Here is a 24299-nt window from a genome sequence, read left to right on the forward strand (position 1 = left end):
TTTATCAAAACTAGAAATAAATATAGTCTAGAAATGAAATATATAAATTTATTCAATTTTGAGGAGAGTCCAATTTTTAAACTATAAGGAATATATATAATATATTCTCTATAATTATAAAATTTTATTAAAATTAAAAAGTGCCTACTTCAAATAAAGTAGACACCACTAATATCTTATATACTCAAAGATTTCATTTTATACTCTTTCAATCAAAATAAATTTTAAATAAACTTAAAATTAAATTCTTTTATATTAAAAAAGTATAGAATAATCCCTTGGTTATCATGATATTTAGGTGGTGCTCTCGCGGAAGCTCTCCTAATAAAATTAATATTAAGCAGGCTTCCTGGCTTACAGATCAACGCGTTACTTCCCTTCTCACATACAAATGGCATGCAATGGATATATTAAGTATTGCTCCCTAGATTACAGTGACCGGATCGCTTAGGATTCTAACCTAATTTCCTTTTATTCAAATTTCTCATAAAATTTGACCACTTAATATCATAATAATATTCATTTCTATGATAAAATACTAACACAAGATGGAATTATTTGTCAATAAATCTTTTCACCATACAAGAGTGAGTTTTTTATTGGTTTATACTTAATTTTGTTGTTCTTATAAAGAGGTTTTATATATAATAAAAGTATAAATAAAAACCCACTAAATATATTTAGAAAGGATGATAAACATATGAAAAACATGCATGATTTTTATTGCGGAACTATGTTTGATGCTTATGAGTTTTTTGGGGCTCATGTTAGTAGGGAGAATGGTATTAAAGGAATTATTTTCAGGGTTTATGCCCCCGATGCAAAAGAAGTACAAGTTGTAAGTGACTTCAATGATTGGGATGGAAATAAGGGGAAAATGACACAAATGGGAAGTAGTGGTATATTTACTTACTTCTCAGAGGATGCTAAATTGGGGATGTATTATAAATATTTAGTATTCGACCAGTACGGTAATTGCGTAGAAAAAACTGATCCATATGCATTTTATATGGAACTTAGACCTAAAAATGCATCTAGAATTGTGGACTTAAGTACATATAAATTCAACGACCAAAACTGGATGGAAAACAGAAGTAAAAACTTAGATAGACCACTAAACATCTATGAACTTCACTTCGGTTCATGGAAACATAAAAGTAATGAAGAAGTTTCAAGGGCAAGAGTTATTAAACAATGTGCCAATGTAGGAGCTGATAATAGTATAAGTGCGGACCAACTTGGGCATGACCTAAAATTAGAAAACTATATAAATAGTGAGTACGATTTGAATCAACCGATAGATATTACAGAGAGATGGTTTAACTATATGGAAATAGCTCCAGAGCTTATAAAATATGTAAAGGAAAATAACTATACTCATATAGAAATCCTTCCTTTGTGTGAACATCCATCTGATTGTTCATGGGGATACCAAATAACAGGTTTCTTTAGCCCAACTGCTAGATATGGTAAACCTGAAGATCTAATGGCTTTTATTGATTTATGCCATAGGGAAAATATAGGTGTAATTATGGACTATGTCCCTGTTCATTTTGCGCTTGATTCTTATTCACTAGGAAGATTTGGCGGTGGTGCACTTTATGAATATCCAAGTCACGACACTGGATATACTGAATGGGGCTCTCATAGCTTTAATTATTACAGAGGCGAAGTAAAAAGTTTCCTTCAATCTGTTGCAAACTTTTGGATTGAAGTTTACCACATTGATGGTCTTCGTATGGATGCTATAAGCAACCTTATTTATTGGAAGGGCGACTCTAACAGAGGTATAAATGAAGGCGGTATTGAGTTTTTAAAAAATATGAACCAACACCTTCAAGAAAATCATAAAGATATTATGTTGATTGCAGAGGATTCAACAAATTATCCTAAAGTTACTGAACCTGTTGAAGATGGTGGTCTTGGTTTTGATTATAAGTGGGATATGGGATGGATGAATGATACTCTTTCATATTTTCAAAAATCACCTTGGGAAAGAAGACAAGCATATCATCAAATAACATTCTCTATGATGTATTTTTATAACGAAAAATTCCTTCTACCTTTTTCACATGATGAAGTTGTTCATGGAAAAAGAACTATATTAGATAAAATGTGGGGCTCTTATGAAGATAAGTTTAGACAAGCTAAACTTCTTTATACTTACATGTTTACACACCCAGGCAAAAAATTAAACTTTATGGGTAATGAACTTGGACATTTTAGAGAATGGGATGAAACAAAGCCTCTTGACTGGGATTTATTAAAATATCCTGCTCACGATTCTTTCCATAGATTTATATCTGATCTTAATGGTTATTACATTTATTCTCCTCTTTTATATAAAAATGAATACTCAGATAAATCTTATAAGTGGATTCAAGCTGATGATATGGAGAAATGTGTATATGTATATGAAAGAATTTATGGTGATGAGAGAATTGTTATTTTCTTAAATGCTTTTTGTGATGATTACGAAAATTATGAAGTTAGATTTGATGAATCAGTAAAACTTGAATTAATTTTAAATACTGACTGGCTAAAATACGGTGGTAAAAGTGAACAAATACCAGAAATAGTAGAATCTGTTGACCTTTGGCACCAAGATGCCGGACATCTACACTGTAAAAATACTCACACTCCACATGTTGATGTAAAATATACTCTATTAGAAAATCCAGTCCATCTTTCTAAGAAAGAATTAGCTGGTGCTGGCAAAAACTATCAAGTTTCAGTACATCTACCAGGATTCTCAGCAAAAATATATAGAGTTATAGAATAAAATTTAATTAAAAAGGGGTTCAAATAGTCTAAAAACTATTGAACCTCTTTTTATTTATACTTATTTATATCTAAGTTAATTTCTATTTTGCTGGATGTTCTGGTATAACAGCATAAAAAGTTAAATCATCATCACTATCATTTATCAATGTATGAGTATGACCTTGTGGGCAATAGTGACATAATCCAGCTTCTACCCTTTCTTCTTTCCCATCATATATTACTTTACCTTTACCAGATGTAAAAAATATTATTTCACTATTAGTTTCATGTGTGTGTTCTCCTATTGATGCCCCTGGTTCTAATCTTCCACCTAATATTTTATTATTTTCATCTACATTCATTTTTGCATTTAGCGCCTTTTCCCCACCTTTAAAATTAGCTAATGCTTTTTCTTCGATTTTGTTAAAATCTAATATCATTATTGTTATCCCCCTGTTTTTTATTAACATATAAATTATGCTATAAAGATATTATAGTACACTTTATCTCTCAAACACAATTAACCCACACTCATATGGATGATCCATATAAAGAATTTCTTTTTTATCACTTTTATATCTCAATAATTTCAGTAAAATCGTCATATCTCCACCACCAGACAATATCATCAATTCGCCCATAATAAACCAAAATACTGAACCTGTAAATATCGAGATTAATGCTGGGATTATTCCTAAAACCACAGTCGGCATAATTCCACCGATAATATATTGAGATTTTGTAAGCATATCTTTGCAACAACAATAAGGTGTTAAACTACTTATTATTAATCCAAATTCTATAGATTTAAGATGATTTTTTGCGAAAATTGACCAAGTTATTCCATGTATCAATTCATGCAAAACAATTAATATTGCAAATACAACTAAGAATAATATAGGCTCTTTGAACGAAAATCTATAGACTCCGCTTTGATTTTGGTAGATAAATATTATAAATAGAAATATTATTATAGGTAACCCCAATACAAGCGCCATAATATTTGCATATACTACACTTATTGTTAAATCTTTTTCTTCATAACCTTGTTCAATTAATTCTTTTTTCTTCTCTTCGTACAATTTTTTTCGTTTTTCTTCACCCTTACTCAACTTCCTCTTTTCTTTTTCCATATACTCCTCCTAATTTAGCCTTATAAATTATGTAATATCTAAAAATAGTATATAATCACGAGAATTATATACTACTTTTAGTAAAATATATTATCTATATTCTATTTTAATATTTCCTATATCACTTACTGCTTTTATAGTGTATTTAGGATTTTCTCCATATTCACCATAAAAACTTTCACCATATTTAGAAATATTATTAAAATTAATATCTATTTCATCAGGATTTTTACTTGAATCAAATTTAAAACTTAAATCTCTATCTATACCTAAATCTACATCACCATCTAGGTTTATATTGTTAAGAGTTGTACTTTCTGTATTAAGATATTTATAGTATAAATCTTTTATTTCAATATTATTGTTCATTATATTACTCCCTTCTTAAAGAGAATAAGTGGTAATATACAAATTAATATATATATGTAGTCTATAGCTTTTACTTTTATCTGCTCTACACAAGTATGATTTCCTTTTACTCCAATCCCTTTAGTAAGAGCTGCTATCGATAAATCCTGTGATACATTATTTCCATTCATCAATAACGGAATAATAATATATTCTAAAGTTTTCATTGGCTGTGTTATTAAACTAAATTTTCCTACCCCTATACCTCTAAAAGCCATCGCATTTCTTATTTGACTATAGTCTTCTTTTATTGTTGGGAAGAAACGAATAATTACCATGCATGGTATAATCATACATTCAGGTACATGAATTTTTCTTAATGCACATATAAATTCGCTCACCGTAGTCGTCATAAATGCATATGTTCCAGCTATAATACAAGGTAGTATCATACGTAGTGAAACTACAACCATAGAAACTAAAATTGCTATACGGTCATTTAATAGTGGAATACAAAAATAATCAATCATTAAAAATCCATAATACATTATCGCTAACTTTATACCACTTTTTATTTTCCCTGATAAGAAAAATGGTACTAATAATAAAAATGTTATAATTGCTTCTGTAATTTCATTTACATGTAAAAATAACATTAAGTTCGATATAATTAATAAACATAATTTTGTAATATGTATTCAAATAAACGCTCAATATATACTGCATCTTTTCCTCTTGCCACAAGATTTGATACATATTGATCTTTTAAAAACCACATTGGTAGTACAGGACCCATTAATCCATAAGAAAATACAATATAACTTAGCAAAATCATAGCTTTATTTTTATATTTACTTATATATCCTATTAAATCAGCAATTATTGCAAAAACTATATTTGTTACAAATGATAATATGAAATGCCCTGATGAAAAGAAAAATATCGACATTACTAATCCCATAATTGTTATGGCTCCAAATTTTTGAATTTTGACTACTAATAACATATATACACAACCAGATATTAAAGCTGGTATCAATACATACGATAATCCTGGTATAATAGCACTTGTTGCAAAAGTAGCAATTGTAACAAGTACAAAATAAATAGCAGTAAACACTCCTATTGAAATTAAATCTTGTATCATAAGTTTGTTTTCTTTCATAATTTCCCCCTATTCACTTTATTGTTTTTTATTTACTTAGATTTAACTTACTTACTCTTCATCATATTGATTTTAATTGTTAATATATTTTAATTATTATTCAATAACAATTATCATTATCGTATTATTTCAACTTATTTTTGTAAATATTTACATATAAAGATAATTTTCGCTCATAAAAAAAGTAGGTTTAGTTAACCTACTTTTCTATAATTTATTTATACGCCTTGCTTTTCTTTATTGTCATTCCTATAATTATGCCAGCCTTCATTCCAAAACATATACAATAAGAAATACTTATTACACCGAAATTATATATAAGTGATGATCCTCTACTTCCTAAAGATTATTTTTTGAACATTTAATTGATTCTCTACAATAAGAAACTGTTTGAACTAACCATATAATTGTAACCATTACTAGTGGCATAATTCCAAAATCAAAGAAATCATATCCAATTACACATATTATCCAAAGTATTAAGCATGTATTAGTAACTGATTTATGGGCTTTAAAAGAACTTTTGTATATATTTAATTTTATTGCCTCATCACAGCTATCAATCCATTTTTTGCTAAATTTAAAATCATATACACTACCATTTAAAAATGGATTTATTTCTTTTTCTAAGTTAACAACCTTATTTTGAATTAATATAGTTGATAATATACATACTACGAACCCAATGAAAAATGAAATTACTTTTGCATATGAGTCTTCAGATAATAATCCCATTCCAGCTCCAAAGAAGAAGAATCCAATTATTAAATTTACTGACGCAAATAATAATACGTATGATAATTTTACTTCTATATTATCTATAATTTCATCTTGTTCATCTGATTGATTCCATAATTTTAATTTTTTTCTTGAGCTATTATAAACAATAACACTCACTATTGTTACTAATATAGATAACACTAAACTTGCATAAGGTGTAATTGTCATAAGTATATTTAGAAGAAAATCTGATAACTCATCTCCAATATGTTTTTGTAAATATATAGAGCCTCCACCTATTATAGCTCCTCCCATCGCTGATATAATCATTACAATGATAAAACTTTTAAAAGCCTTCTTATCTTCTTTTTTAATTTCTTCTACACGATTATTATTCATTTATTTTTCCTCCTCATAACTGAAAATATCTTCTACACTTACATTTAAGACTTTCGCAATCTTAAGTGCTAGTGTTACTGATGGTGAATAATCACCACGCTCAATTTGACTAATTGTTTGTCTCGATACTCCGACTAAATTTCCCATTTCTGTTTGGTTTACTTTTATCTTTGCTCTATATTCTTTTAAACGATTATATAATGGCATATAACCCCTCCTGACTATTATTTTTGTCATTATGACAATTATTCTTGTCATAATTAATAATATGATATGACAAGCATAGTTGTCAACCATTATTTAATATTTTTTACAAAAAAATAAGCAGCCTGTATAGACTACTCTTTTAGTTATATATTTTTAAATTTATTTTTTAAAAGCATTAATTATGTTTGATAAAAATTCTATCTTATCATTAAATTCTTCTTCATTACAATTTATAACAGCCATTTGACCACCTATAAAAAATTTTGTAAATAAATTAACATCTTCTACTTGAAGTTCTCCCTTATCTACTTTATGTTGAATATACTTTTTCATAGGTCTTTCTATTTCTTTTGACATGTAAAATTCTAGTTGTTTGTGGAAAATTTCATTATCTGTCTTATCAAAGAACTTTTTATACTTGTAATTTTCTTCTCCTTGTATCATAACCCTTTTTAATTTTTTTATTATCTCATCTAAAGATAAATCTATTTTACTAAATAAAATCAAAAATGGCTCGCTACATTCTTTAGCATATTGGGTTACTGCTGTTTCATATAATTCATGCTTATTTTTAAAATAGTGATAGCACAAACCAGGTACCACATCAGCTGCCTTTGCTATATCCTTCATTGTTGTTGTCTCGTATCCCTTTTCTGCAAAAACTTGCATAGCTACATCTATAATTTCCTGTTTTCTTATTTCTGGATCTTTTGATACCCTCATTTTGCCCCCTAATTCCCTGTTTTAATTTTTACACTATGATAGTAGCACTGTGTTGAATATGTGTCAACGAATTTAATTCTAATTTTTTCCACAAACAATAACCCCCTATATATAAAATATATAGGGCTCCTTTTAAATCTATTTATAAACTTCTCATTTTTTCTAGTTGATTAAATACACTTTTCATATCATTTCTTATTATTTGTTGTTGAATTTTAAACATCTCTCTATAAAATTTAGTATTTTCTTTATTTGGAGTATAAACTTTTTTAACTTTAACTACATCTAAAAGTGCTTTTTTCAAATCGTGTATGTCACCTACTGCATAAGCGGCAAGTATTGCATCCGAAAGTACTGCACCTTCGACATTTTCTAATGTTACTACTTCACTTCCTAGCATGTCGGCCTTAATTTGATTCCATAAAGAACTTTTGCTGCCTCCTTCTGTCACAACAATTCTATCTAAATTACACCCTGCATTTCTATACATGTCTGCAACATAAATATAATCATAACCTATCGCCTCAAGCACAGCACGCCACATAATTCCTTGGTCCGTATTTGTTGTCAAATTTAAAAACGCTCCACTTGCATTTTCTATTCCTACAGAACCACCTTGTAGATAAGGAAGAAATAATACACCTTCACATCCTGGCTTAACTTTTTCAGCCTTTTGTTGTAGTTCATCATAATAAGAAGATTCACCAACCTTATCACAAATATTATCTCTAAACCATCTAAGCGATAACCCGCCAGTTCTTATGTATCCCCAGTAAAAATAAGTATCTGGCAATGTTCCACTACAGAAAATTAGACCAGAGTCTTTTGTGCTCAATTTTTCATTTATTTGATCTGTTGTTACAGTAAACATTGAACAAGTCCCTGCTACATCAGATGCCATGTTTGGATTTATTATTCCGCAAGCGATATTAGATTGCATTGTATCACCTGCACCTGCTACGATAGGTATTCCAGATGGTAATCCCAATTTTTCTGCCATTTCATCACATAGATTCCCTACAATATCCCATGGCTTAACTATTTTAGGCAACATCCTCATAGGTATATCTAAAAGTTTCATTTGCTTTTCTGACCATTTTTTATTTATAACATCATAACCAAGCGCCCATCCCGAAATAGTCGCCCAATCTATAAATGCATCATCAGCTTTTAATCCTGCTAATTTTGCCAAAACATAAGGTCCATTATTCAAAAGTTTTGCACCATTTTCTCTGAACCCTTCTATATTTTTTAAAAACCAACGCGCAAATAATGGTGGATAAAACGAATCTACATACGCATTTCCACTTTCACTTGCCCATATATTTTCTACATTTTCATTTAACCATTTTGCATCTTCTTTTGTTCTAGAATCTAGATAATTTATGTATGGAGTTATAGGGTTTAAATTTTTATCTACACCTACAATCCCACAGATTACACCATCTCCACAAATAGCTCTTATGTCTTTGGGATCTATACCACTAGCTTCAATACAGTATTTTATACCTTCAATTACACCATCTAAATAATCATCGACATCCATTTCAAGCCACTCTGGTTTTGGACATTTTAAATTAGTTGCTATTTGTGTTTTTGCCATACAAACCATATCATCCCTATACAAAGCTGTCTTTGTACTTTGAGTTCCACAATCAAATCCAATATAATACTTCGTCATTTACTATGCCTCCAAATTTCTTATATCTTCGGATTAAAAAAGCTCGAAGAAAATATCTCCGAGCTACATATTACCTAAATTCTAAAACATTCTTCTCTCATCCAGACTTTACTGTCGGCTTTGGAATTTCACCAAATCAACTATAAAAATAGTTCGCGGGCTTTACCGCCGGTAGGGAATTTCACCCTGCCCCGAAGACATATATTTTTATTTATAATTTGATGGTAGTATTATTGTAAATATATGTCAATAAAAACATTTTAAAGAGGAAAAGGGAGGTTTAAAAAATAGTTGCCTATTTTTTATCCTCCCTCGATATGGCTTAAATCTCTCTAAAGTTTTATTTTTTGAACACTTTTATTTACTTTTTTATTTTTTAACTTTTATTTTTAATTTTTATTTTTAACTTTTTAAATTTTATTTTTCGGTTTTAAAACAATATAAACTATATTTACATATTAAACATATATTAGTAGTATTTATAAAATACTATATGTATTAAAAATATTTCTATTCTTACATCTACTCTCTTTTTTGAATATATTTAGGGTTTTATATTTTTATTATGCTTGTGCTATTTTTTTACCATAAGCTTTACACTCGTCACAAGCGTCTCCTTCTGGTGTTTCATTAACTGTTAATCCTTCTTCTGACATTAAAACTGCACCAGCCGCTTTAGCATCAGCTTCCCAATCTCTCATCCAGTCACATTCTCCCCATCCATAAGATCCGAATAATGCTACTTTTTTACCATTTAATTTTGGTTTTATTGATGAATACATTGGTTCAAATTCTGAATCCTCTAATTCTTCATCTCCCATTGATGGGCAACCTAATACTATTTTTTCATAATTATCTACATCATCTATTCCAAAGCAATCACTTGTAGCTACTTCAACTTCAGCGCCTGCTTCTTTTATACCATCAGCTATTAAATTAGCCATTGCTTCTGTGTTTCCTGTTCCACTCCAATATACTACTGCTATTTTACTCATTTTAAATTTCCACCTTCCTTTGATTATTAATCTTTATTGTGAATTATTTATATTTGATATTAATTATCATTATCTTGATTTAAATTATAGTAAGTCTGTCTTAATCTGTCAATCACTTTTTCCTAATTTATTTTTATTTTTTATAATAAATGAATAAAACGGTTGGTATTGCTATACTTATAGATATAATTTAATTTTAGAAAGATGTGATTTCATGAAATTTATCCCTAATATTCTCTCATCATTTAGAATATTTTTTTCCCTATTTTTAATTTATTTAAATCCTAAAAAATTATTATTTATATTTATTTATATAATTTGCGGAATTTTAGATGTATTAGATGGGTTTATCGCCCGAAAATTTAATGCAACAAGTAAACTTGGGGCAAAATTGGATAGTATACCTGATATGATTATGATTTTTGTTATTTTATTTAGATTCGTACCTACTATGGGTTTAAATTTATTTATGATTTTCATAGTTGCTACTCTAACTGCAATTGAAGAAATTTTAATAGATTTAACTATGGATTCTTTGGATTTAGATAGAAAATTTTATTTTAATATAAAGTAAGTCCGAGAAATTATAAAATAACTCGGACTTATTTTTATTTTATTGCCCTAATATTGCAGCTCCAATTATTCCAGCATCATTGCCTAAAGTAGCTATTACAATATCTGCAAACTCCTCTTCTTTATAAACAAGATGCCCCCTTACCATCTCTTTTAATCCATCTAAGATAATATCTTCTGATTTAGATACGCCTCCACCTATTGCGATTATTCCTGGATCTAGAGTATTTACTATATTTGCTATTCCTTTAGCTAGATAGCTTTTGAATCTATTTATAACTAATATTGCTACTTCGTCATTTTGTGCATATGCATCAAAAATCATCTTTGCATTTATATTAGATAAATTATTTTCACACATAGCTAGTATTGAACTTTTATATCCTTCTTCCAGAAGTTTTTGAGCATATTTTATAATTGCTGTAGCTGAGCAGTAACTTTCAAAGCAACCTTCATTTCCACAGTTGCATTTATACCATCCATCTCCAATAATCATATGCCCTATTTCAGAACCAACACCATGAACACCACTAAACGGTCTTCCATTTATAATAATTGCTCCACCTACTCCAGTTCCCAACGTAAGAACAACTGATGTGTCTGTATCTTTTGTACTTCCAAACTTACTTTCTGCTAGACCTGCAACAGTAGCATCATTGTCAGCAAAAACATCAAATTGTGGAAAACTTTCTTTTAATTGTTGTATAAAGTCGACTTTTTTCCAATTTAAATTTACACAATTCGCCTTACCATGTCTGTCTATATAACCAGGTATTCCAAATCCTATAGATTTAATTTGCCCATGTTCTATATGATTTTCGTTTATTATATTTTCAATTGCAAATTTAATGTCTGCAATAATTTTATTAAATCCACCTTTTACATCTGTCTCACATGTACTTCTATAAAGAATATCGCCTAGTTCGTTTACTACTCCTATTTTTATTCCTGTTCCTCCAACATCTACGCCTATACTATACATAATATTTCCCCTTCTAGTTAATTTTTTATTTTGTTATTCTCTCTAATTATTTTAATGCATTTTTTATTGATATACTAGTTTTTCTGACTTTTTTATTTCTACAGTGTTTGAATTTAATGTTGTAGCTTCTCCAATATCTGATAATCTATCATCATGAAGTGCATTTACTAATTTGCCATTTATCGCAAAATCCATATTATACACACCTTCTGCTATGACAGTATTTATCGCTACTGTATCAGTTATTTCTGCAATGAATCCAACTTCACCTAGATTATTGAAACAAATTATTTCATCCCCATCTTGTATATTTCTCTCTAGTGCATTTTTAGAATTTATCTTAACTTTTATTTTTCCCCTTTGTTTTATCACTTTATCTTTTTCTAAAAATATAGAGTTTAATGTTTCACAGCTTGGAACAGCGACTAAATTTAGTGGATATTCCTGTCCTATATTTTCTATATATCGTGGAATTCTTTCTTCCATTTCGTCATTTATAATTTTTATTTTGCTTGATTTATTTTTTATATCTAAACGGTTTTCAAATGGAGTTGAAACTGCTCCTCCGCTTCTTAAAATATCTTTTTGAGTCTTATCTAAGTCGTCTACTTTTTCTAATGATTTTTGAATTAATTCATCAAAAATTTCTCTTTCTGTTTTATAAAAATAATCGTCTTTATAACCCATGTATTTTGCAAGTAAACTGAAAGTTTCCCAGTTACTTTTGCACTGAGACGGCGGTTGTATAATCTTCTTTGCAGTTGCTACAGTACAATATCCATAAGAAGTATATACATCATCTTGTTCAACAGAAAAAGTAGCTGGTAATATTATATCTGCATATTTTGCTGTATCAGTTATAAACCTTTCATGTACTACTGTAAATAAATCATCTCTCATAAGTCCTCTAATCATTTTATTTTGATTACTGATAGATCCTACTGGATTTGATGCATATACAAATACACTTTTTATTGGATTTTTTTCGTCTACTAAGGCTGATGAAACTTGATTTAGATTTACCATCCTCGCATTATTTTCTCTAAAATCTGGGCGAGCAACTATATCTGTATCTATATATGATGAAGATGTCGGTGATGTCCCACATATACCTCCACCAGGATATTTTATAGCTCCTGTAAAGATTGATAATATTGTTATAAGTCTAACTGTCATTCCCCCATTTGTATATCTAGAGTTTCCACTTCCAAGAATAATGGCTGGTGATTTTGCACTTGCATATTCTCTTGCTAAATTTATAATTATATCCTTTGGAATACCAGTTATACCCTCTGCCCACTCTGGTGTATATTGTTTTAATGTTTCTTTAAATTCTTCGTATCCTTCTGCTTTTTCCAATAAAAATTGTTCATCTTGTAGATTTTCCTTAACCATGACGTTCATCATAGAAAGTGCCAATGCCCCATCTGTCCCCGGTTTTATTAATATGACTTGGTCGCAGTAGCCTTGCATTGGTTTTGAATAAGTTTCTATAAGAACGACCTTTTTGCCTAATTTTCTCGCATTAATAATGTCTGGCAATGCTTGAATACGCGTTGCCTTCATGTTGCTTCCCCAAACTATATAGTAGTCACTATCTTTTAATTCTCTTGGATCTAATGCACCAGTATTACCCATAACAGAGTTATATCCCGCCACTTTTGCTGATGAACATAATGTTTTTATCAGAGAACATGCACCCATTTTATTAAATAATGCATCTCCACAATTTCTATGAATTACACTCATAACTCCAGAATAATAAACTGGTAAAATTGCACTTGGTCCATCTTTATCTATGATTTCTTTCCACTTGTTAGTTATTTCTGTTAATGCTTCTTCCCATGTTATTTCTTTAAACTCGCCTTGTCCCTTTTTTCCGGTTCTTTTTAACGGCGTTAGGATTCTATCATTTGAATGAATAGATTCTTCATAATTTCTCATCTTTCTACAAATTACACCTTGTGTCGCTGGATGATTTTTATCTCCCTTAACATTTATTATCTTTTTGCCATCTGTTTCTACAATTAAGCCACACGACGTTGGACAGTCATATGGACATATTGTCTTTTTAATCTGCATTGTAAATATTCCCCCTATATTATGTCTGTATATTATTGTGTTTTAATTAAAAAATTTAATTTTTATACATTCTAACATATTTCCAATTATTTATAATCTATTTATTTATATAAATCATTTCATCATAAGAAACTTGTTCTCTCAATTCACTTGCAACTTTTGCAGAAATCATATTTCCTTCTAGATAATCTTGAATAAGCGTAAGTTCTATCGAAAATGCTTTTGAGTAGTAAGTTCTTATTTCTTTATAATCGCCTTTAAAATCGTAGTTATGGTTGTCTTTTCCCATTTTTCTTTCATAGTACTCTATCATAAACGACATATCATAATATTCTTCGTTGTTTATATTTTTATTTAAATATTGTAATATTCTCTCACAGACAGTTTCTTTAATAAAATCAAATTGTTTCATAAACTCATTAAAGTACTCTGTAGAGTTATAGTTACTTTTTTTGTATAATCTTTTTAATTTCTTTTTAATAAGCCATATCTTAATCTCTGCAATAAATGAGCTCAATCTTTTCCTGTTGTATTTACTATATAATTTATAAAATTCGCCGACTTCTTTTGATACTTTTCCTTCTCGCACTATCTCATCGACAATATTAATCTCCATTTCTGTAGTGAAATTAAATATTTCTTGTATTTTATTTTTTTCTGGTCTAGGTGAGCTTTCTTCTTTTAGTATGCTCATTTGCCCTCTCAATGTTCTAAGTACAACTCCAAGGCTTTTGTAATTGGTGTCATTCATAAGCAATTCTAATTGTGAAATTGTATAAGTTATTATATTAAGTCGCGCACTTTCAAAATCATATTTACTTTTATCTTCTTCTTTTTTATTTAAAACTAAAGGGAAAAATATTGCTGGCACAATTAAACTTATTAGAATTACTATTGTTGCTATAAATATTAAATCGTTTTTTGATAAAACATCTTCTGGAATTTTGTCAGGTATTGATAATGCTGTCGCCAAAGTTATTGTCCCATGAACTCCACTAAGAGCAAAAATACTTCTGTATAAGTGTTTACTTATGTTTTCTTTTTCCAACTTAAATGTTTTAGGATTAATCATAATCCATACATATCTAAGACCTATTACGATAAAATAAAGTAATATTGCTATTAAGATTAACTCCCAAAACATAGATTTATTTTCTTTCATTATCCCTTTGATGATTGATGGGATTGATATTCCTAGGATTATACTTACTAATCCCTCTAAAACATATTCAACCACATCCCATGTAATATTTGATATAACTTGTAACTTGGTAGATTTGAGATTTAATAAATGTTGTTCTACTATATGTACCATTCCAGCTACAATTACTGCTAATATCCCAGAAACATGAGCATAATCTTCTGCAATAATATATACAATAAACGGTGTTATCAACTGTATGATAACCATCATTGGTGGATTTTCAAAATCTTTTCTAGTTATATAAATTCTAAGTTGAACTATAATAACTCCTAACACAAAACCGACTACTATTCCTCCAATTATTATAAATAAAAATTCTGATACATACTCACTAAGCGAAAACTTTCCTGTTAGGCTAGCTGCAAGTACAAAATCAAACATTACTATTGCGATAGAATCATTAAACAACGACTCTCCTTCCAATATTGCTAGTATACCTTTTGGAAATTTAAATCTAGAACTTATTGATTTTACAAAGTTTACGTTTGTTGGGATAGTCATAGCTGCTAGTATAAATATAATTGTCAGTGGAATTGAGTGAATTATAATCTTCATAAATACTCCAGTAACTAAAATCGTTATAATCACTAGTGTAAATGATAAAGAAAATATTTCATTTTTATGTTTTTTTAGCTCATCCTTAGATACATGTTGCGCCTCACTGAATATAAGCGGTTTTATGACGATTATCATAAACAGTTCAGGTTCTAGCTCAAATTCTTTAAAAAATGGTAGAAAAGAAATAATACATCCCATAAATATCTGAATAAAAATCAACGGTACTTTTTCGAGTATTTCATATAATATATCCGATATGGTTATTGCCAAAAGCATCGCTATAATTGCATATAATAGTTCCATAAAACCCTCCCTTTGTTTTTTCTTTTAGTATTTTCCAAAAAGATTGTTTTATATTCTAAACTAAAAAGCCCCTTATTTTTATTTAAAATAAGGGGTTAATGTTATTTTATAAAGTTTAGTATTTCATTTGTAGTTTGATTCCATTGTTTTTCACTAGAAATCTTTGATTTATTATCGCCTGATTGCTCTCCATAGTTTCCGAATTGAGCGTGATTTCCACCGTCTATTATAATTTCTGAAAGATTTTTTGCCATTCCTATAGAATCTTTATATTTTTCTCTATTTAAAACTCCATCTTCACTTCCGTAAATTGATAAAACAGGAATATCTAGTTCCTTTGTTGGATAAGCTGCTAATAAAACAACGCTTTTTAAGTTATCTTGATGTTTAGCTGCATATGATGCCGCCATTGCACCTCCTAGTGAATGTCCTCCAATGTACCAGTTTTCGATGTTATTAAATTTAGACATCACTTTATCCGCCGCATTAGAATTAAGAACTGCTAAGTTAAATGGCATCTCCACAAGTACTACACAAATACCTTTTTCTGAAAGACTTGTAAGTATTGGCTCGTATGATTTTGCCTCTACCTTCCCTCCAGGATAAAATATAAATCCTGTTTTGCTATTGGTATCTCCATATACTGTATAATTGTCTTGTTGTTTAATATCAACATTTGAAACTTCGTAGTCTTTTGCATGATAATAATCTGATGCATAGATATAAAATCCAGCCGAACATACTAATATCAATGTCAATAAACAAATTACAATCTTCTTTAAATAAGATTTCTTTTTTGTCATATATTTCTCCCAAAAATTATTTTTACTATTATCAATACTCTATTTTATCACGGATTTTATTCAGTACAATTCTTTTCTTTAATTTTTTTAATTGTCGATCCAGTAAATTTGTATTATCTTATTATCTATATAAGTATATTCTCCTGCTAGCTTTCCTCCACATTTTACAATAATCTTTCTCGAGCCTTCATTCTCCTTATAACAAGCTAACATAACTCTTTGAATGTTTATCGTTTTTGCATATTTAAGTGCCATTTCTAATATTTTTGTTCCATATCCTTTTTTTCTTTCTGATGGTCTAACGCTATATCCTATATGACCTCCGAAAAGAGCTAAAAATTTGTTGATGTGGTGTCGTATATCTACCATACCTATAATTCTTTGGTCAGTTTCTCTTATAACGAAAAATGTACTTGCCTCTACCCAATTTTCATCTACAGTCTCTGGATTAGAACTTTTTTCGATATGTTTTATCCAATCTTCATAATCAAGTTTATCTAATAATGCACTTCCATTTATTATTTCTTCCCCATTATCAAAATGCTCTTTTTTATACTCTAATGCCTTTTCTTTTAAGTCGATTGTTGGTTTTACTAGTATTAAATTATCCATAACCTCCCCCCATTAGATTAATCTTTTATCTTTTGCTTCTATTATTTATTAATTAAATAAAAAGCATTTTTATTCCTATTATAGCTTAATATTTAAAACTTTTCTTTTAAATTAATCTTAAATTATTTTTTGCAAAACAAAAGAATCTACTTAAGTTCATACAATTAAGTACAAATATAAGTAGATTCTCAAGATGTAAAACAATTACCGTCGGTTACAATTGATAGACTGCACCCGACCTTACCTGTCTTTTGGTCCATCCTCGCTTATGGCTTCTGGCGGAGCATCCTTAGTATGGATGCTGTGGTTACTACGTGTTTTCATCACATTTCACCTCCTGCATCTGTATTTGCTTTACACTAATATTATGTCCTGTGATATTTTTTATATACAAATTTTTAATGTTTATTTTTTCCATTTTTAATTTATTTCTATTAATTCATATTCTCTGCTTCCAAGTCCTAATTTAGATGCTGCTTCTAGTGTAAGATATCCATTTCTAGATTCCATTCTTTCTATTAAAGATGCTTTTCCTTTATCAGATGAATTAACTACAGCATCTACACAAGCTTGGTCAACTGCAACTGGATCAAGTGACGCAAATATTCCTATATCGTCCATTTCTGGTTCTGCTGGATTTGCATTACAATCACAATCAACAGATATATGCAGTGTTGCACTCTACTATTGTTCCATTTAATTTTGATACTAAATCTTTGATTAAATTTGAATCTAAGAAATTGTGTCCTCCAGCTTCCCCAGTTGATATTTTTACAGCTACTTTTCCTTTTAATTCAGTATTTAATGCTTCATAGATCTTGATTAATGATTTTGGTGTTATTTCTTTAGTGAAATAAACTTTTGATTTTGACATGTTACCCCTTCTTATTATACTTTAAATATAGCATTGTTATATTTGTTAGAATTAAATTCTATTAGATTAAAATAAGAATTAAGTTTGATTTTTATACTAATAAAATTGTAATACTTAGAGTTAACTCCAAGTCAACAAATTTATACTATTTTTATTATATTATTTCCATGGACGTACATTTTTTATCCAACCTTGCTCAATCCACCAATCCCTATCTTTAGGATTCCAACTTGCACTTGGTGATGCTTGCATTTTTCTAAATATATAAAACATAATTTTCCCCTTTAAACTAGCTTTTGGTTTATTCGCTCTTTTCTTTACTTTTAATGCGATTTTTTCTGACTTTTGTTTTAGCTCAGCCTCTTTTTTAGATGATATCGTCGAAATATTTAATGCATTGCTTATGAAAGGAAATTTATATACTTTGGGAATTCCCATCCATTTAAGTTGTTTTGCCATAGATTTTACAGTATTATTTGCTGGTGCACCTGCTGATGAACTTATAGTAAGACCTACCTTTGTAAACATCTTGCCATATGGTCTATGAGTAATCCATCTGTATGCAAAATGATCCATTAAATTTTTTAGATTTCCGCTCATCTCCATAACATAATTTGGACTATCTAAGATTATTATATCTGATTCTTCCACAGATTTTATTATCGGTTGTACTTTTTCTGCCCCTGGGCAAAACTCTTCCCCTTTAAGAAAACACATATTGCACCCAATACAAAATTCTGGTCCATCTTTAGGTAAAAAAAATTCATATACCTCATCCTCTTTACCTACTAAAAAATCTAATACATTTTTAGTCATTGTATAAGTAACACCTTTATGAGATTGCCCATGTATAACTGTAATTTTCAATATAATCCCCCCAATTAAATTTATATTAAAATTTTATACTTCTCTTTTAAAATTTTATTTATCTAATTTAATTAAATTGTAGGATTATTTTTTTAGTTTATCAAATTTTTTGTTCTATTAATTCTTTATGCTTTTATTAATTCTAAATCTCCTATAATTTCATAAGATGTATTTTCTTCTATATAAATAGTATCTTCTGGATTTAATTCTATTCTTTTATCACAAGTTATCACATATCCATTTCCGCGTATAATGGTAAATGAGCAAAATTTATTATTGGTTTTACCTCGCATCGATGTATTTACGATTATTTTTTCAACTTTAAAATATGGAGTTTCTAAAATTTCAAAGTTTTCCATCTTGCCATAGCCATTATCACCTTCATAATTTATAACTTCTAATGATTTTTGTATATGTAGCTCTCTCTTTCTTCCCCAATCATATAATCTATATGTTACATCGCTACTTTGTTGAACTTCAATTAATTTTATTCCTGCACCGATTGCATGTACTGTTCCCGATGGAATGTATATCATGTCGCCAGGTTTTACACTTATAAATTCAAGATTTTCTTCTAGTTTATTTTCTTTTATAATTTTATCTAATTTTTCTTTATTAAGACCTTTTTTAATACCGCAAACTAACTTTGCATCTTCATCTGCCTCAAGTATGTACCAACACTCTGTTTTCCCATTATCATTTTCATATTTTCTTGCAAATTCGTCTCCCGGATGCACTTGTACTGATAGAGATTGTTCTGATTTTATAATTTTTATCAATATTGGAAGTTGTGATTTTCTATAGTCTGCTAATGATTGGCCACTTTCTTCAATTATTGAAGAACCTGCTCTGTGAGTTGATAAATTCCATTTTTCGTATCCCCAGATTTTTTTGCTATAATACGGTTTCATTTTTAAAATTGACATTTGATTTCCCCCTTAAATAGTACGAACCTTTCAGACAGTTTTTCTGTATGAAAGGTTCAGATATAAATTATTATTTTATTCTTTCATATAAATCTATAAATTCCCCTGCCATATCAAGAACTGTCATTCCGTTCATTAGATGGTCTTGAGAATGTATTAATAATACAGAAACTTCATTTTTTTCCCCATTTGCTTCTGAAGTTATTAAATTTGTTTGATGCTTGTGAGCTTTATTTATTTCTGTTCTAGCATCTGCTAACATATTTCTTGCTTCTTCTATTTTCCCTTCTTTAGCTAGTGATATTGCTTCCATAGCCATGCTACGAGCTTCTCCACTACTACATATTATTTGAAATGATATATCAAAGATTGCTTGAGCTTGCATTTTATTTCCCCCTAATTATTTAATACTTATTTTTAAAGTTGCATAGACACCCTACAAGTCCCGCATCATTTAAAAACTTACATCTGTCTATATCAACATATTCATTTACACTTTTTGAAAAGCTATATTCAAATCTATCCATTCTTTCTTTTATCTCATCTATCAAACATTCTTGTTGAGAGATTGCTCCTCCTAAAAGAATTTTATCTGGATTTAAAATATAAGCTAAGTTGTATATTCCTAAAGATAAATCATCAAAGAATTCATCTAATATTTCTTTACAATCAATATCTCCCGATTTAGCTCTTTCAAATATTTCTTTTCCATCTACTTCTTCATGTAGTCTTTTATTTGCTTTTTCTACTAAAGCTCTAGTAGATGCATAATTGCTATAAATATAATGATCTGGATTTTCTCTTTTTGTCCCATTTATAAACATAAATCCGAACTCGCCAGCCATAAATTTACTTCCATGGTAAATATCATTATTTATGATTATTCCACCACCTATCCCAGTACCAATCGTTACGCAGACTAAGTTTTTGCATCCTTTTCCATTACCTAGTTTGTGTTCGGCTATTGTGGCACAATTAGCATCATTATCTATCGCAATTGGTAAGCCAAATTTATCTCCAAAATATTTTTTCATATTCAGTCCGATAAACCCATCTATTATTGTACCTGCTGTAATTATGCCATTTTCAACATCCACAAATCCTGGTGAACTTATAGATATTCCCTCGATTTTGTATAACTTTATATATTTTTTAACTACTTCGCACATATTATCTAAGATTTCTTGTCCATTATCTGCATTACTTTTAAAAGAATCCTTCGTTAATATATTCCCCTCATAGTCTAATACTCCATATTTGACAAAAGTTCCCCCAATGTCAAAACATATAACATTTTTAGAATCCATTATTATCAGCTACCTCTTTAAACCATCTACCACTTTTCTTTATAGTTCTTTTTTGTGTTTCTAAATCTAGTGCTATTAGTCCATATCTATTTTTATATGCATTTGTCCAAGACCAACAGTCGATAAATGTCCATAAATGATATCCTTTACAATTAGCACCTTCTGCTATTCCTTTGTGTAACCATCTTAGATGATTTTTTACAAATTCTATTCTGTAGTCATCCTCAACTACACCTTCAGCATTTATGTATTTTTCTTCACCTTCTACACCCATTCCGTTTTCAGATATATAGAAAGGTATGTTGTTGTAGTTATCTCTTATATTTATGCATATATCGTATATACCTTTTTCGTAAATTTCCCATCCTCTATATGGATTCATCTTACGTCCTGGCATTTCATAATTATCAAAGAACATATCTGGCATAAATACGTCTTCTTTATATTCACTTTCTTTTGCTTTTATTCTTCTTGGTTGATAGTAATTTACTCCTAAATATTGAACTGTATTATTTTTAATAAGTTCTACATCCCCATCTTCATAAACAGGCAATACATTATATTGTTTTAGTAATTCTACTAATTCTGATGGAACTTCTCCTAATACTGCCGAATCTAAGAAACTTCTATTGAAGAATAAATCTGCTATATGTGCAGCTTTTACATCTTCTTCATTCTCTGTACTTCTTGGGTAAGATGGTGTTAAATTAAGAACTATACCTATTTGACCATCTTGTCCTAATTCTTTATATTCTTTTATTGCTTTTGCATTTGCAAGCATTGTATGGAAGGCAACTTGTGCTGCTCTTTTTCCGTCTTGTACTTTTGGGTAGTGGAAGTTATAAAGATATCCACCTTCAACAGGGACAATAGGTTCATTAAACGTCATCCAATGTTTAACTCTGTCTCCGAATAATTCAAAGCATTTTTTTGCAAATTGTGCATAAGCCTCTACTACTTCTCTGCTTTCCCAACCACCTTTTTCTTGCATACACAGCGGCATATCAAAGTGGAATAAATTTATTATTGGTAATACATCACTTGCTATAAGCTCATCTATTACATTGTTATAAAACTCTACCGCCTTTGGATTAACTTCTCCCACACCATCTGGTATTAATCTCGACCATTGAATAGAAGTTCTGAATGAATTATGTCCAGTTTCTTTTAATAATTTTATGTCATCTTTATAATTAACATAAAATGTAGATGTATCTTGTGGTCCTACATTATCGAAGAATCTCTCTGGCTCTTCTTTATACCAATAGTCCCATATACTCATTTTTTTACCATCTACATCTCCTGCACCTTCTGATTGTGGTCCTGATGTTGCTGTTCCCCACCAAAATCCTTCTGGAAATTTATATTCTACTGTCATTTTTTCTCTCCCTTTTTCTATCTTTTATTTACTTTATTATCCCTTTTTACGTTGACCTTATCGCAGCCTATACTTGCAATTAATAGGCTGCGAATTATATAAATAACTTTTAAAATTTACTCATTATGTACTACTTGGCCTCTTCTTCTAATCCAGTGCCTTTTAAGCTATCTAAATCTTGCTCTTCTTGATAATTTCTCTTATCTAATGCTTTTAAGAATGGGAACCAAACTACAAATACTATTGCCATTTGTACTAACTGTAATATAGATCCTCTTATAGAGTTAGTTGCTAAGAATCCACTTAATAATACTGGTACTGTCCAAGGAACTGACACCCCTGTAGTCATTGGAACTAATCCTGTAGACATTGAAAGATAAGCAACTCCTGTTGATATCATTGGTGCTAACACCCAAGGTATTAATATCATTGGGTTTAAAACTATTGGTAAACCGAATATAACAGGTTCGTTTACGTTGAATATCGCTGCTGGAGCTGCTAATTTACCAACTTCTTTTAGCTGTTTACTCTTCATAAATGCAAGCATTGAAATTACTACAATTAAAGTCATACCTGTTCCACCTAAACTTACTGTGAAAGTTTCCATGAATTGTTTTGTTACTACGTTTGTTAATTGTTCTCCTGCACTAAATGCATTGAAGTTTTCTAAAGTTAATGTATTCCAGATTGGGTCCATAACTGAGTTTACTATGATTTGTCCATGTAAACCGAAGAACCATAAGATTTGAATTGCAAATATTGCTACTAATGTTGGTATTATACCTTTACCTAAGTTAGTTAATGGTGATTGAATTATTTGATATACAAAGTCGTGGGCATTTTCCCATGGTGTAAGTGCGAATACTGCTCTTAATATTAAGAAAAGTGATAATGTTAAACACGCTGGTATTAATGCTGAGAATGATTTTGATACTGCTGGTGGTACTGTTGGTGGCATTTTGATTGTCCAATTTTTATTTACTATTGCTGAATATAAGTAAGCTGCCCCAAATGCTGCAAACATACCTATGAACATACCTTTTGCACCAAGACGATCTATTGCTAAAACACTTGATAACATTTCGCCTGTGTCTTCTATTGGTGCTTCAAACGGTGTTAATAATAAGAATGCTACAAATGCAACTGTTGCACCATAGATAGGCTCTCCACCTAATTCTTTGCATAAATAATATCCTATACCTAAAGTTACGAATATTGTTGTAACTGACATTGTTGCTGTTGAAGCTGGTCCTAATACATTTTGTAAAGCTGCTAAATTAGCTTCTCCTATTAGTTTCCCTAAATAAGGGAAGTTTGCTATTACTAACATTATTGACCCGAATATTGTAAGTGGAAATGCAAGCATGAATGAGTCACGTAACACCATTAATATTTTATTGTTGTTTAGCTTTTCCCCCATGACCATTATTGCTGATTCTAATTTTTCAAACATAAAATTACTCCTCCCATAAATCCCTTTTAATTTAAACTTTTATAAATTCGGTAATTCTTTATATTTATCAGTAACAAATAATCAAATTTTTAAATTCAATAGATATGAACAGATAGGATTATAAGTTTCTTATTTATTAATTATCTGTTACTGATATTAGCTTAGTTTTCATGTCTATAATATATTGTTGAATTAATTATTATTTATTATGAACTAAATCCATTGCTAATTTTAAAACGCCTT

25 protein-coding genes and 2 riboswitches are annotated in these 24299 nt (G+C 29.5%); of the genes, 2 read left to right on the forward strand and 23 right to left on the reverse strand.

Going from position 1 to position 24299, the window contains the following annotated elements:
• Window positions 1-321: 321 nt before the first annotated feature.
• Window positions 322-520: riboswitch (cobalamin riboswitch) on the reverse strand.
• A 180-nt stretch (window positions 521-700) separates the two neighbouring features.
• Complete coding sequence (gene glgB, locus RDX53_RS03380; protein ID WP_307993709.1) at window positions 701-2782, forward strand: 1,4-alpha-glucan branching enzyme; 2082 nt, start codon at window positions 701-703, stop codon at window positions 2780-2782.
• 82 nt (window positions 2783-2864) lie between these two features.
• On the opposite strand, the gene RDX53_RS03385 is transcribed toward glgB, so the two are convergent.
• The 10 genes from RDX53_RS03385 to RDX53_RS03430 form a co-directional block, all read right to left on the reverse strand.
• Complete coding sequence (locus tag RDX53_RS03385) at window positions 2865-3203, reverse strand: cupin domain-containing protein (protein WP_295676535.1); 339 nt, start codon at window positions 3201-3203, stop codon at window positions 2865-2867.
• A 63-nt stretch (window positions 3204-3266) separates the two neighbouring features.
• Window positions 3267-3896, reverse strand: a complete 630-nt coding sequence (locus tag RDX53_RS03390; RefSeq protein WP_295763593.1) for a DUF3267 domain-containing protein — start codon at window positions 3894-3896, stop codon at window positions 3267-3269.
• Window positions 3897-3986: 90 nt separating this feature from the next.
• Window positions 3987-4265, reverse strand: coding sequence for a hypothetical protein (locus tag RDX53_RS03395; protein WP_307993710.1), 279 nt, complete (start codon window positions 4263-4265; stop codon window positions 3987-3989).
• Window positions 4265-4900, reverse strand: coding sequence for an energy-coupling factor transporter transmembrane protein EcfT (locus RDX53_RS03400; protein ID WP_195929426.1), 636 nt, complete (start codon window positions 4898-4900; stop codon window positions 4265-4267). The genes RDX53_RS03395 and RDX53_RS03400 overlap by 1 nt, the downstream gene beginning before the upstream one ends.
• A 14-nt stretch (window positions 4901-4914) precedes the next feature.
• Window positions 4915-5409: an MptD family putative ECF transporter S component gene (locus RDX53_RS03405; RefSeq protein WP_195929427.1), complete on the reverse strand. Its 495-nt coding sequence runs from the start codon at window positions 5407-5409 to the stop codon at window positions 4915-4917.
• Window positions 5410-5748: 339 nt separating this feature from the next.
• Window positions 5749-6528 carry a DUF3169 family protein gene (locus RDX53_RS03410; protein WP_195929428.1) on the reverse strand — a complete coding sequence of 260 codons (780 nt, stop codon included), beginning with the start codon at window positions 6526-6528 and terminating at the stop codon, window positions 5749-5751.
• Complete coding sequence (locus RDX53_RS03415) at window positions 6529-6735, reverse strand: helix-turn-helix transcriptional regulator (protein WP_195929429.1); 207 nt, start codon at window positions 6733-6735, stop codon at window positions 6529-6531.
• Between the two features lie 159 nt (window positions 6736-6894).
• The gene (locus RDX53_RS03420) at window positions 6895-7458 is read right to left on the reverse strand and encodes a TetR/AcrR family transcriptional regulator (protein ID WP_195929430.1); all 564 of its coding nucleotides are present in this window, start codon (window positions 7456-7458) and stop codon (window positions 6895-6897) included.
• 142 nt (window positions 7459-7600) lie between these two features.
• Entirely contained in the window at window positions 7601-9139 is a 1539-nt protein-coding gene (locus RDX53_RS03425) for an FGGY-family carbohydrate kinase (protein ID WP_195929431.1), read from the reverse strand.
• Between the two features lie 85 nt (window positions 9140-9224).
• Window positions 9225-9342: riboswitch (FMN riboswitch) on the reverse strand.
• Window positions 9343-9702: 360 nt separating this feature from the next.
• Window positions 9703-10134, reverse strand: a complete 432-nt coding sequence (locus RDX53_RS03430; protein ID WP_195929432.1) for a flavodoxin — start codon at window positions 10132-10134, stop codon at window positions 9703-9705.
• Window positions 10135-10348: 214 nt separating this feature from the next.
• On the opposite strand from RDX53_RS03430, the gene RDX53_RS03435 reads away from it, so the two are divergent.
• Window positions 10349-10708 carry a CDP-alcohol phosphatidyltransferase family protein gene (locus RDX53_RS03435; protein WP_307993711.1) on the forward strand — a complete coding sequence of 120 codons (360 nt, stop codon included), beginning with the start codon at window positions 10349-10351 and terminating at the stop codon, window positions 10706-10708.
• Window positions 10709-10747: 39 nt separating this feature from the next.
• Here the strand turns inward: RDX53_RS03435 and RDX53_RS03440 are convergent, their stop codons facing one another.
• The 13 genes from RDX53_RS03440 to celB all read right to left on the reverse strand — a co-directional run bounded on the left by RDX53_RS03440 (window position 10748) and on the right by celB (window position 24056).
• Window positions 10748-11689 carry an ROK family protein gene (locus tag RDX53_RS03440; protein WP_195931392.1) on the reverse strand — a complete coding sequence of 314 codons (942 nt, stop codon included), beginning with the start codon at window positions 11687-11689 and terminating at the stop codon, window positions 10748-10750.
• Window positions 11690-11752: 63 nt separating this feature from the next.
• Entirely contained in the window at window positions 11753-13771 is a 2019-nt protein-coding gene (locus tag RDX53_RS03445; protein WP_195931393.1) for a molybdopterin-dependent oxidoreductase, read from the reverse strand.
• Window positions 13772-13868: 97 nt separating this feature from the next.
• The gene (locus RDX53_RS03450; protein WP_195931394.1) at window positions 13869-15836 is read right to left on the reverse strand and encodes a sodium:proton antiporter; all 1968 of its coding nucleotides are present in this window, start codon (window positions 15834-15836) and stop codon (window positions 13869-13871) included.
• Window positions 15837-15937: 101 nt separating this feature from the next.
• Window positions 15938-16639 (reverse strand): alpha/beta fold hydrolase, encoded by a 702-nt coding sequence (locus RDX53_RS03455; RefSeq protein WP_195931395.1) that lies wholly within the window; start codon window positions 16637-16639, stop codon window positions 15938-15940.
• Window positions 16640-16726: 87 nt separating this feature from the next.
• Complete coding sequence (locus RDX53_RS03460) at window positions 16727-17251, reverse strand: GNAT family N-acetyltransferase (protein ID WP_195931396.1); 525 nt, start codon at window positions 17249-17251, stop codon at window positions 16727-16729.
• A gap of 420 nt (window positions 17252-17671) precedes the next feature.
• Complete coding sequence (locus RDX53_RS14010) at window positions 17672-17872, reverse strand: hypothetical protein (protein WP_330605518.1); 201 nt, start codon at window positions 17870-17872, stop codon at window positions 17672-17674.
• Window positions 17873-17906: 34 nt separating this feature from the next.
• A complete protein-coding gene (locus RDX53_RS14015; RefSeq protein WP_330605519.1) occupies window positions 17907-18125 on the reverse strand; it encodes a hypothetical protein in 219 nt (72 codons plus the stop codon).
• Between the two features lie 159 nt (window positions 18126-18284).
• The gene (locus RDX53_RS03470; protein WP_295734411.1) at window positions 18285-18992 is read right to left on the reverse strand and encodes a flavodoxin family protein; all 708 of its coding nucleotides are present in this window, start codon (window positions 18990-18992) and stop codon (window positions 18285-18287) included.
• Between the two features lie 125 nt (window positions 18993-19117).
• On the reverse strand, window positions 19118-19918 hold the full coding sequence (locus RDX53_RS03475; RefSeq protein WP_195931282.1) for a type I phosphomannose isomerase catalytic subunit: 801 nt from the start codon (window positions 19916-19918) through the stop codon (window positions 19118-19120).
• A gap of 70 nt (window positions 19919-19988) precedes the next feature.
• Entirely contained in the window at window positions 19989-20303 is a 315-nt protein-coding gene (locus tag RDX53_RS03480; RefSeq protein WP_195931283.1) for a PTS lactose/cellobiose transporter subunit IIA, read from the reverse strand.
• A 19-nt stretch (window positions 20304-20322) separates the two neighbouring features.
• Window positions 20323-21225 carry an ROK family protein gene (locus RDX53_RS03485; RefSeq protein ID WP_195931284.1) on the reverse strand — a complete coding sequence of 301 codons (903 nt, stop codon included), beginning with the start codon at window positions 21223-21225 and terminating at the stop codon, window positions 20323-20325.
• The gene (locus RDX53_RS03490; protein WP_195931285.1) at window positions 21215-22603 is read right to left on the reverse strand and encodes a glycoside hydrolase family 1 protein; all 1389 of its coding nucleotides are present in this window, start codon (window positions 22601-22603) and stop codon (window positions 21215-21217) included. Before RDX53_RS03490 ends, RDX53_RS03485 begins: the two co-directional genes overlap by 11 nt.
• A 130-nt stretch (window positions 22604-22733) precedes the next feature.
• On the reverse strand, window positions 22734-24056 hold the full coding sequence (gene celB / locus RDX53_RS03495) for a PTS cellobiose transporter subunit IIC (RefSeq protein ID WP_195931286.1): 1323 nt from the start codon (window positions 24054-24056) through the stop codon (window positions 22734-22736).
• Window positions 24057-24299 lie beyond the last annotated feature (243 nt).

This window comes from uncultured Intestinibacter sp. (genome assembly GCF_902468165.1).
Lineage (GTDB): Bacteria > Bacillota > Clostridia > Peptostreptococcales > Peptostreptococcaceae > Intestinibacter.